Genomic DNA, 10,576 nt, shown 5'->3' with positions numbered 1-10,576 from the left:
TTGAAAGCAATTTTTGGCTGGACAAATGACGCTATGGCATCTCTTTACACAAAGAGCGCGGACCGTAAAAAGCTCGCTCTTGAAGCTATAAAAAAGCTTCAAAAAAGTTAGGGATAGAAGAAAAAAACATTATAGAATCAAGACTCAACGCTTCCCTCATTATTACAGTAATATATTGATTTAATAACAATAAACTATCCCTTAAAAGAAATACATCTATTTACGTTTACAACATTTTTAGCAACAGGAATAGAAAACTACCTGTGGAGTCTTGTAAATGTCCTTCATTGAATTTATCATGTAATCAAAGCATAGAATTTTTTTATTGCATCATATGTCTTCAGCAACTTTTGAAACAACGTTCATAATGTCTTTTAAAACTTTTCTGCTTGAACATTTATCATGAAAAGGAAGGAATTTCTGCATACAAGCTAATATATTGCTCACGTTGTTATAATCAAAAACACTGTAATAACAATATAGCGTTTATACTTTATCTTTGTGCTTTTTAAAATCTTCTATAGTGAAAGAGAATTTAATTACGGTAACTCCTTCGTAAATCTTATTCAGCCAGATACCGAACATAGCATTTGTAAAGAAAAATTTGATTTTTAGATTCTTCCTTTAAAGCTTTCATAAGCGCTTGAGGAAATCAAATATTGATAGAAGATTCTTTAGGTAAAAATTTGAAATAAACGGACTTAAAGCTAAGCAAATCATAATCAGTAATATCAACAAAGTTTTCCGCTTCTACATCCGTTTTGAAAAGAGGATTTTGTTTCAATTGAAAGGTATTCATAAAGTCAAGCTCTTTTCGGAGCATATAACGAACACGACTGATGATGTATAAACTGTTGTTTTTTTATTTATTCTTAGGATAAAAACTAAAAAATATATCATGCATTATAATTTCTTCCAATGACTCTGAAATGCTCTTCTTTTTAAATGTTTTTGTCGTTCTTTATGACAAGCTTTGTAAGTCCAGTGAATAAATACTCGGTTTCTGTTTTATAAACTCTATGTTTAGCACCTTTTAGGCAGCCATTTTCATCTCAGTTTATACCATAAATTTTGGTGCTTGTTACAATAATGCATAGATGATACCTCTTATATTTTTCATTTCAATGTATTGTCTTATAGAAAATTTGCTTTAAAAAACCTCTTAATGAATTTATCTTCTTTGAGGCAATTGAGACAATCAGAGAGAAAAATTAAAAATTATTAAATTAACTGTAGATTTTCTTCCTGAAATTTGTATGATGCGTTGTGTATTTTACATATAGATTCCTAGGGTATTTTGTAAATACAAAATTTTATTTGTGATTTTATAGTAACTTTTGAAATAGCGTGTGCTTTTCTGGGTAGATTAGAGTCTTTTTAAATAAAACTGCTCCAGAAATAATAATTATGGGTATGAGGTGAAAGAATTTATTATCTAGGTTTTTAAGATTCATATGATTTTAAAATAATATTAAGATTGGAAAGGATTTCATTTTGAGCGTTTATGGAAGTATGACATAAATTAGTAAAGAGGATGATGCAAGAATAGTAATTGATTATATCTTTTCTATGCGTATGAAATTTATACTAACTTGCGATGCTGCTATGTATAGATGGTTCTATTATATGAGCTTTTGTAAAAAAAATCTCAAAAAATGAACTTAAAATTATCTATGATGATTTTGGTGTTGGTGTGGTCTATCGATTCTCATTTTTATTAGGCATGCTGTAAAGATTATTTCTTAGAGCAACAATATAAAATGCATTTCTCTTAATCGTTTATCTTTATATTTTTTTAATGTGTCACCATGAATGACTTCTCTTTCAAACAAAAATATTCATAGTGGGATTGCCCATAGAGTTTATAGGATAGTGCTACGTGAATAATTAATCTAAAAAACGTTGAGCGAATTTTGTCTAATTACAAATTAATTTAGTTGCGGTTATTATTTTTTAAAGTCGAAAGGAAGCTGCTTGTTACAGAGTGGGTAGTGATTGATATATATTTTTACTAATAAAAAGTGACATAGATTTTAATAGCTCTACTAAAAAGATACGGATTTTTACTAGATCGCTTCATTTCCTTATTTTTAAATAAATGGATTTGAATTTTTAATTTGTGTCCTGTTTTGTGTCATTTTTTTATGGAATAAGGATAATGCGAAAAATATCAAAAGAAGGGTTAGCGCTGATTAAAAAATGGGAGGGTTTGTGTTTAAACGCTTATGAAGTTCGCGTTGGTGTGTGGGTAATTGGTTATGGACATACAAGCGCTGTTGGGACACCACATGTTCATAAAGGTATGCGGATTACCGAAGCAGAAGCGGAAAAGATTCTTTATCAAGATTTGCAACAATTTGAATATGTTGTTGAAAAAACAGTTACCGTTCCTTTAAATGATGAGCAGTTTGCTGCACTTGTGTCATTTTCTTATAATATTGGAATAGACGCTTTTCGTGACTCTACACTTGTAAAAAAGCTTAATAAAGGGAATTATGAAGCTGTACCAACTGAATTACAAAAATGGACAAGAGTAGGAGGAAAGCGTCTTCCAGGTCTTGTCAATCGTCGAGCAGCAGAGGCAGGACTATGGGCTCAGGGCTCATATGTATCTCCAAATTATCAAATAATAGAACCACAAGGTGTGACAGGTATTTGTAAAGTAGAAGCTATTGCACCAATTATAGGTTCTTTTTCAGGGCTTGGAGGACTTTTTGCGGGGAATGGTCCTGTTCAATGGGCTTTAGCAGGTATTATGGTTTTGGCGGCTTGTACGGCTATGGCATATATCGTTAAACGTTTTGGGGAGTACCGCCTATAATCTTATGAATTTAAAAATGCCTAACGACGACGGTGGCAATTTTAATGGCTTTTTTATTGCTTAAGCGAATTTTTTCGAAAAGAGCCAAACAGAGAAAACAAACAAAAGAAATTTTCAAGATGGCAGCAATGTGATTTGAGATAGGAAATGAAGTTAATGGAAGAGTGACGCTGATGTACATAGCAAGCCTTCTGACTGAATGCGTAACGAATAAGCAAACTTTTTGTGTAGGATAGCTGCCCATCTGTTTGAATCAGCAGGATATCAAGGTGATTAACCTCAATTTAGCGAAAACTATTTTAAAGCATAATAAACACGGTGGATGTCTGTGTGGGTGAAACGTGGACGGAAAGCAGAATAATAGAAATACAGAACGCACAGAATCAGAGAAACAGTTTCTTCATAAGATAATTAGTACTTATCAAAATATGAAACCTACTCTTTTATTACATTTAACTTGTTAATCTGACTCATCTTTCTAAGAAAAAAAATCTATAAATCTAGGATGAGAAAATAAGTTTTTAATTTTCCTTGGATATCTGTGAGGATACGCATTATTTTGATAAAGTTTTCTTAACAAAATTAATAAAGCTCTGTCTATCCTCTCCGAAAGATGATGATATTTCGAACAGAATAAAACAGTTAGTACATCAAACCCTAAAAATGTGTTCTACACAAAAATTTAAAACAGTAGTAATAAAATGCTTTTTCTTAATGGATAGTTTTTAGACAGAGTGAAGAGATTTATCAGCTTTTTTCCTATACATAATATAACGCCATAAAAACAAAACTGTACTGCCTTTCACTATTGGATAGACGTATAAGACCAATATTCGCAGCCTCACAAACTGTTGTAAAGAGAGAAAACATTTCTGTTATTGTACCAAACCATCTCAAAGCACAATTCACAATTTTGCTGTAAAAATTAAGCTAAAATAATACATACCTGCTTTTTCTATATTCTACCAATTGAATATAGAGAATATAGAATTGTATAAATATGTTCCTAAAGAAATATATACACAGCTGAATTTATGAAACAATTGTACTAAATTTTTCCAAAATACATCATGATTACCAGAATACGTATTTATAATAACTTTAGTTAATAAAGCATCAACCTGATTATCAAAAAACATATTTGTCTTCAAAACGGTGGAATCAGTGATAACAGATGTTTCTTCTTGAAAAAATGTACGATCAGACGCTTTTACAATAGATGAAAATCCTAAAATAATCACACATACAGCAAAGTAATATCTTATATTCATAGTTTTATTTTAATGCCTTATATTATTAATATATTATTCATTATGGATAATACTATATTATTTTTATATTGCAAATATTATAATAACAAAAGTATAAAAATATTTTATAATTTGTCAAATTTTCTATAAAAAAATCATTATTTTACAAATCATATTATCTATTCTATTTTTAGAGATCGATATAGAATAGCAATTATATCAATCAAAATAAATTTGATAACTATCAATGTATAATAGTATATTTCATATTATATAGTACATTTTTTAGATAATTGCTTAGAAACTATACAATAAAACTATTTTATCTTATCATAGCATAAAAAATAAGATAAATGACCTTTATCTTATTTTCTTTTTTGTCTTCATTTAAACTGCGGTAAAATAGCTCAATTTAAAGTAGAATTACCTCTCCTTTGAGGTAATGAGAGGGATGGATTTTTTAATTGTGAGCGCAACAAAAGATGCAATGAGAACTTTTATAAAAGCACCAGTTAACAAACCTAATGAACTTATTAAAACCGTTAGCAAAGGGGTCTTCGTCATATAAGCCACCCACGGTATTCCAAAAGAATAGACAATTCCAATACCCCCTATAGTATTTATCAAAAATAATATTATAAAATTTAACCGTTTCCAAAATAACTCAACCATAAAACCAATAAAAAATGCCGCAAATGGAAAACTAATTAAATAACCACTGGTAACACCTGAAAAAACACTGATTCCACCACGCCCTCCAGGCAACAGCGGCAAGCCAATCGCTACAAGGACAAGAAAAAGAAGCGATGCTAAAGTCCCTCTTTTTGCACCAAGTATAGATCCTGCTAACATTGGAGCCATAGACTGAGCTGTAATAGGCACCCCTAACAAAAAAGGCAGATGAATAGGTGGAAAAAGACTTAAAATAGCGTAAATAGCAGCAAATAGAGCAATATAAGTTAGATCTTTTGTATTCACTAAATTCTTCCTTCATTATGAAATGATCTTTGCTTGTTGTTATTATTGATCAATAGTAACAACCTTAATTAATAGTATACCTTCATATAAATAGAACTTATCTAAAAGTAAATTAAATATACTATTAATATAAATCATATATTACAATAAAGAATTACAAATTCAATAATTTTTAATGTATAAAATGAATATTATAAAATAAATTATATTATAATACCACATAATAATTATTTATGTGGTATTTTTTATATTAATATATTTCAAATATTAAACATATTATATTATAATAACTTTAAAAATAAAATTTTACTTTGAATTAATAAGAGGAACAGATTTCTTAATTGCAAGTGCAACAAAAGATGCAATCAGCACTTTTAAACTATCACCTATCAAAAAACCTGATGATGCTATTAAAGCTTTTAATAAAGAGATTTTAGTCATATATGCTGTCCATGGAATACCGAATGCATAGACAACTCCTATACCACCCACAATATTTATCACAAATAATGTTATAAAATTTAACCGTTGCCAAAATAATTCAACCATTAAGCCAATAAAAAATGCCGCAAATGGAAAACCTATAAGATAACCACTAGCAATTCCTGAAAAGACGCTAATTCCACCACGACCACCAGGTAATAGAGGCAATCCAATTGCCACAAGTGCAAGAAAAAGAAGTGACGCTAAAGCCCCCCTTTTTGCCCCAAGTATAGATCCTGCTAACATTGGCCCCATCGATTGTGCTGTAATAGGAACCCCAAGAAAAAAAGGTAGATAAATAGGAGGAAAAAGGCCTAAAATAGCGTAAATAGCAGCAAATAAAGCAATATAAGCTAAGTCTTTTGTATTCATTTATTATCCTTTCATTATGAAATAACTCTAGTTACTATTTGATACTTTATCGATAGTATCAGTATCATAACAACGCGCTTCCAATGCTTCCGCTACTTCTGAAGCCATTCTTATGGTTCGTATAATTAAAGGTACTGAAAGAGCAACAATATTAGTATTAAGTCCACGTGCTTGCTGTGCTTCACGCACCTCATTAAACTTTTCACTCAAAAGAGGAATAAAGCGAATAGCCATAGAGATAACCATACTCACTTTTGATGGATTTATACCAAAACATCGAAAAGGCTGGAGCCCTGCTTCAATTGAGCCCACCATATCTGAAACCTTTGTTGTAAATGAAATAAATGATGATAAAGAAAAAAGAATAACAAGGCGTAATATGACCTCGACCCCCGTAAGCCAACTGCTAAAAACAGTCTGAAATACAAATAGAAGAACTAGAAGTAATATCATCGATTTAAACTGCTTTATCACAGTACAAAAAGGAATCTTGGCAACTCTATAGAATAAGACTATGAGTAATAAAAACAGCCCAAGAAGCGGTATGGATGAAACCATTATTATAGCGGTTCCAGATACCGTAAGAAATAATAACTTAACCCATGGACTAAGCCTATGAATAAAAGTATCCCTTGGAATATATAAACCGATCATGACATCCTTCTTATATACTCCTTGATAGCAACAAAAGGTACATCATCAATTGCTATCTCCCCCTTATCAAAAACAAGTACCCTATCAAATTTTTTGAGAAATTCCAAGTCGTGTGATACAATTATTGCCGTTTGTGATAATTCTTCTATAACCTGCGTAACACGACGCTTATTTCGCAAATCCAATAATGTCGTTGGCTCATCAAAAACAATGTAGTCCGGTTTCATTGCTACTACACTAGAAATGGCAACAAGTTGTTTTTGTCCACCACTTAATAAATGAACCGCATGATTTCTAAAAGCTTGAAGATCATAGCGCTGTAAAATTTCATCTATACGCTTGTTAATTTCATCTTTACTAAGCTTAAGATTTTTGAGACCAAAAGATAAATCTTCTTCCACTAATGGTAAAACAATTTGATTATCAGGATTTTGAAAAACAAACCCTACTTTACGCTTTACCGCCTTTGCATCGCGCTTTGTATCAAGCCCATCAACGCTTACAGAACCATAAGATGGTAATTGTAGCCCATTGATAAGACGAACAAATGTACTTTTTCCAGAACCATTCGCGCCAATAACGGCAATTCGTCTTTCGGTAAGCTGTACAGTAATATCCTTTAGAATACACAAATCACCAAAGACTTGTGTCACCTTATCAAAATTTATAGTTCCCAAGATTTATTCCAATCAATTCCTTTGATATTGCCTCTTCTACCGTTATTGCTTAAGTCTGTAGCTTAAAAGTAAAAACAAACACCATATCGGAATAATAATAACTGCCAAACTCATATCAGGCATCTGTACAGGGATATACGTTTCAAGAGCAGATATTCTTATTCCCATCATATCGAAAAATCGAGCCATTAACCCATGTTTCCCAAAGCCACTGATAAGCATAATTGAAAACAATAAAGCAAAAAAGCAGAGGCAAAAATAGTTGGCATAAGGATATAAACCAAATGCATAAATAAAATTTCCTTTTCTGTTCTTATGTGCCTTTCGAAATTTCAAATGAACAATAATAATAATAGCCCAAGTAATAACTGCTGCTGCAGTGGCAAGAGCCATAATACGCATAAAACTATTATCAGGGACAAGAGCATTAACAACAACGATTATCGCCGTACAAAATGATGAAAAAAGGATAGCAACATAAGGAACACAAGAAGTACTTAATTTACTGAAAATACGTGGTGCATTCTTTTGTATAGCTAAACTATAAAGCATACGGCCATTAGAATAGATACCACTATTGTAAACAGAAATAGCAGCCATAATAACCACAAAATTCAAAATATGACTCGCCGCAGGAATTCCTACAGTTTCAAAAATTGTAACAAAAGGACTACCGTTTTTTTCAATCATATTCCATGGGTTGATTATCATAATAACGCTGATAGAACCAATATAAAAAATTATAATTCTCCACATAACCTGACGAATAGCTGCTGGAATTGTTTTTCGTGGATTGGATGCCTCTCCAGCTGCAATACCAATAAGCTCAGTCCCTCCGAAAGAAAACATTACTACAGAAGTCGCCAAAACAACCCCTGTTACTCCATAAGAAAAAAAACCGCCATGATCCCAAAGATAATGAACACTCGCTTGATTTTCTCCTATTCCAGTGACAATGAGAAAAATCCCAAAAACAATCATCCCAATAACAGCCGCAATTTTTATCAAAGCACAACCAAACTCAAATTCTCCATAAAAACGAACATTCGATAAATTAACTAATGTAACGAACAAAAGAACAATGAAGGATGACTTCCAATGATCAATCAAAATCCAATGATCAAGATAGAACCCGATCACTGTAAGCTCTGTCATACTTACAAGAATATAAAGAAACCAATAATTCCAACCTGTTATGAAGCCTGCTAACCTCCCCCAATATTTATAAGCAAAGAAACTAAAAGCACCCGATGTTGGTTCTTCTACTGACATCTCACCAAGCATACGCATAATGAAATATATAACAAGCCCCCCGACAAGATAAGCTACAATGGCCGAGGGACCAGCTAATTGTATTGCCTCTGTTGATCCATAAAAAAGTCCTGTCCCAATAACCCCACCCAACGCAATCATTTGAATGTGGCGATTTTGAAGATTACGCTTCAATTCATTATTTGTATCATTATGCACTATTCTTCCCTTCCCCCCTTGATATTGATTTTAACCTTTCCACGAGAAGCTAAGAATAGCTTTAACATTTTTCTTAATAGAAAGTATTAGTTCATTTCCTTACTATAATGCAACTTCTTATTTCTTTGTGCATTATACGATTGTTCCATTAAAGTTATAGGAAAAAACATGCTTCGCCCTTTACTCAAATTAACGGCTTTCATTTTCGTTACACTAACAATTATAGTATTTGTCATTGATAGCGTAAACTCCATGAGCTCATCATATTGGATGACTACTCCCTTAAATAAAATATTAGCAAATCTTCTGCAAACAGATATTTATGGACTTAACCACTCTATCAATAATACTATACCAACTTTCCTATCCTCAGTTTGCATTACTCTCATTCGTTTGCCAGTATGGTCTATCTTTGGTACTTTAGCAATAGTACTTTGTATCTTGAATCACGAAAAACCAAAACCTTTTCACAAAATATTGTACACTTAAAAGCATAATACATTTGATGTTAATATCGAAAAGACTCTTCCAAAATCCACAGTGCCATACGCAATAAGCACACTTCGAAAAAACTCCACTCTATTAAAATAGCTTTTAGCTCTTTTAATAAGAAGAATAAATCAAAAATGCCTTACTTATGAAAATATGCATCCACTTACTGAATACTCTTAAGTAGTAGTGTCATCTTAATTTATATCAATAAAAAAAGATGGGTGATCCAATTCAAGCTCTCACCGCTGCTAGTAAAAACTACCATGATTGTTCATGCATTCCCTCCAAAAGCTTTTTCTTTTTAGTGGTAAATAGTATATAGAAAACACCCCTCAATATTATCGGCATTTTTATAAGACGGAAATTTCTTGAAATCAATGAGAAAATTATAAAGCTTATAAAAATAGCTCACATATCTAATGAAATGGATTATAAAAAACTGAACGCTTTAAGCCAAGTATATGTCTTTATTGGCGAGGAAATGGCAGAATAATCGCTTCAGAACCCCCCGTTCTTCTAAATCTGAAAATCGCTTCGCTAAAGAATCTGTTTTTTCAGATATCTCATTTAGAGTTTTCCATTGATCCGTCACAACACTAGAAAGCTCATCAATAAACTTTTCTTGGTAAGCTAATTTTATTTCTAGCTCTATCAATCGTTGCTCATCCACTATAGTTCTTATTCCATCTTAAACAAAAGACATATTCATTTTATTAAACTACCTCTTTTATTCCTCTTTCTAGAAGAATGAGAAGTAACTTTTCTACCAATTCCACTGATCTTATTCTCATAGCATAAAAATTAATGATACTTTTCCCCCCTTTCAATCACTTGCCTAATAAATTTCTTCTTTTCCACAAAAGCAGTAAATATTTTTATTTTTACAAGGACATTCTTGATATCATTTTCACCTAGGAGATGTTCTTTCATATTGATTTATAAGTTTGAAAACAATATAATTTGAAAAGCATTTTATGGTATCAAGATCAAAAATACTGTTCTGATTTTAACCTCCACACTCTCTTGTGATTCCAATCACAGCTGTATCTTATAAATTATTGGAAAAAATGCATACTTGCTTTTGAGTATAGTTTTGGTTATTACCTTGAAACTGATTTTTGTTTAATTAATATACAAGTTTATGCCGTATTAGCTCAGTTGGTAGAGCACATCATTCGTAATGATGGGGTCGCTGGTTCGAATCCGGCATGCGGCACCATTTTTTGCTTTTAACGTATTGAAATATATAGATTTTTTTTCTTTAAATAACGATTTTTAGACCACCTTTTAGTCCACCTATTACAGTTTATACAATTTTATCTAATTTGTTGTTATTTGATCCGCATTTTTCTCTGGAGTAAAGGCTAAGATCTCTTTCT

General features: G+C 31.6%; 9 protein-coding genes, 1 tRNA gene and 1 pseudogene. 4 read left to right on the top strand and 7 right to left on the bottom strand.

Features of this window, described 5'->3' with window-relative positions; all coding sequences use genetic code 11:
• Nucleotides 1-111, top strand: a pseudogene (locus ABD917_RS08190) (tyrosine-type recombinase/integrase); the annotation flags it as partial.
• 541 nt (nucleotides 112-652) lie between these two features.
• On the opposite strand, the gene ABD917_RS08185 reads toward ABD917_RS08190, so the two are convergent.
• Nucleotides 653-799: a hypothetical protein gene (locus tag ABD917_RS08185; protein WP_345119591.1), complete on the bottom strand. Its 147-nt coding sequence runs from the start codon at nucleotides 797-799 to the stop codon at nucleotides 653-655.
• A gap of 1,359 nt (nucleotides 800-2,158) precedes the next feature.
• Here ABD917_RS08185 and ABD917_RS08180 point away from each other — a divergent pair.
• Nucleotides 2,159-2,821: a lysozyme gene (locus ABD917_RS08180; protein WP_345119590.1), complete on the top strand. Its 663-nt coding sequence runs from the start codon at nucleotides 2,159-2,161 to the stop codon at nucleotides 2,819-2,821.
• 1,673 nt (nucleotides 2,822-4,494) lie between these two features.
• On the opposite strand, the gene ABD917_RS08175 is transcribed toward ABD917_RS08180, so the two are convergent.
• From ABD917_RS08175 to ABD917_RS08155, 5 genes are all read right to left on the bottom strand, one after another.
• Nucleotides 4,495-5,049, bottom strand: a complete 555-nt coding sequence (locus ABD917_RS08175) for a biotin transporter BioY (protein ID WP_345119589.1) — start codon at nucleotides 5,047-5,049, stop codon at nucleotides 4,495-4,497.
• Nucleotides 5,050-5,355: 306 nt separating this feature from the next.
• On the bottom strand, nucleotides 5,356-5,904 hold the full coding sequence (locus tag ABD917_RS08170) for a biotin transporter BioY (protein ID WP_345119588.1): 549 nt from the start codon (nucleotides 5,902-5,904) through the stop codon (nucleotides 5,356-5,358).
• A gap of 27 nt (nucleotides 5,905-5,931) precedes the next feature.
• A complete protein-coding gene (locus tag ABD917_RS08165) occupies nucleotides 5,932-6,558 on the bottom strand; it encodes an energy-coupling factor transporter transmembrane component T family protein (protein WP_345119587.1) in 627 nt (208 codons plus the stop codon).
• Nucleotides 6,555-7,235, bottom strand: coding sequence for an energy-coupling factor ABC transporter ATP-binding protein (locus ABD917_RS08160; protein WP_345119586.1), 681 nt, complete (start codon nucleotides 7,233-7,235; stop codon nucleotides 6,555-6,557). The genes ABD917_RS08165 and ABD917_RS08160 overlap by 4 nt, the downstream gene beginning before the upstream one ends.
• A gap of 42 nt (nucleotides 7,236-7,277) precedes the next feature.
• Nucleotides 7,278-8,648 (bottom strand): amino acid permease, encoded by a 1,371-nt coding sequence (locus ABD917_RS08155; protein WP_425548563.1) that lies wholly within the window; start codon nucleotides 8,646-8,648, stop codon nucleotides 7,278-7,280.
• 225 nt (nucleotides 8,649-8,873) lie between these two features.
• Between ABD917_RS08155 and ABD917_RS08150 the strand changes: the two genes are divergently transcribed.
• Complete coding sequence (locus ABD917_RS08150) at nucleotides 8,874-9,194, top strand: hypothetical protein (RefSeq protein WP_345119584.1); 321 nt, start codon at nucleotides 8,874-8,876, stop codon at nucleotides 9,192-9,194.
• 451 nt (nucleotides 9,195-9,645) lie between these two features.
• On the opposite strand, the gene ABD917_RS08145 is transcribed toward ABD917_RS08150, so the two are convergent.
• Nucleotides 9,646-9,870, bottom strand: a complete 225-nt coding sequence (locus ABD917_RS08145) for a SlyX family protein (RefSeq protein ID WP_345119592.1) — start codon at nucleotides 9,868-9,870, stop codon at nucleotides 9,646-9,648.
• 470 nt (nucleotides 9,871-10,340) lie between these two features.
• On the opposite strand from ABD917_RS08145, the gene ABD917_RS08140 reads away from it, so the two are divergent.
• A tRNA-Thr gene (locus tag ABD917_RS08140) sits at nucleotides 10,341-10,416 on the top strand.
• Nucleotides 10,417-10,576 lie beyond the last annotated feature (160 nt).

It is taken from the genome of Bartonella pachyuromydis, assembly GCF_039543065.1.
Classification (GTDB): Bacteria; Pseudomonadota; Alphaproteobacteria; order Rhizobiales; family Rhizobiaceae; genus Bartonella; species Bartonella pachyuromydis.
This window is presented reverse-complemented; position numbering and strand designations above follow the sequence as displayed.

Bases quoted from the DNA above. Each gene is read 5' to 3' on its own strand.
- ABD917_RS08150 (WP_345119584.1), top strand. From the start codon at position 8,874: ATGCTTCGCCCTTTACTCAAATTAACGGCTTTCATTTTCGTTACACTA.
- ABD917_RS08180 (WP_345119590.1), top strand. From the start codon at position 2,159: ATGCGAAAAATATCAAAAGAAGGGTTAGCGCTGATTAAAAAATGGGAG.
- ABD917_RS08185 (WP_345119591.1), bottom strand. From the start codon at position 799: ATGAATACCTTTCAATTGAAACAAAATCCTCTTTTCAAAACGGATGTA.
- ABD917_RS08155 (WP_425548563.1), bottom strand. From the start codon at position 8,648: ATGATTGCGTTGGGTGGGGTTATTGGGACAGGACTTTTTTATGGATCA.
- ABD917_RS08165 (WP_345119587.1), bottom strand. From the start codon at position 6,558: ATGATCGGTTTATATATTCCAAGGGATACTTTTATTCATAGGCTTAGT.
- ABD917_RS08170 (WP_345119588.1), bottom strand. From the start codon at position 5,904: ATGAATACAAAAGACTTAGCTTATATTGCTTTATTTGCTGCTATTTAC.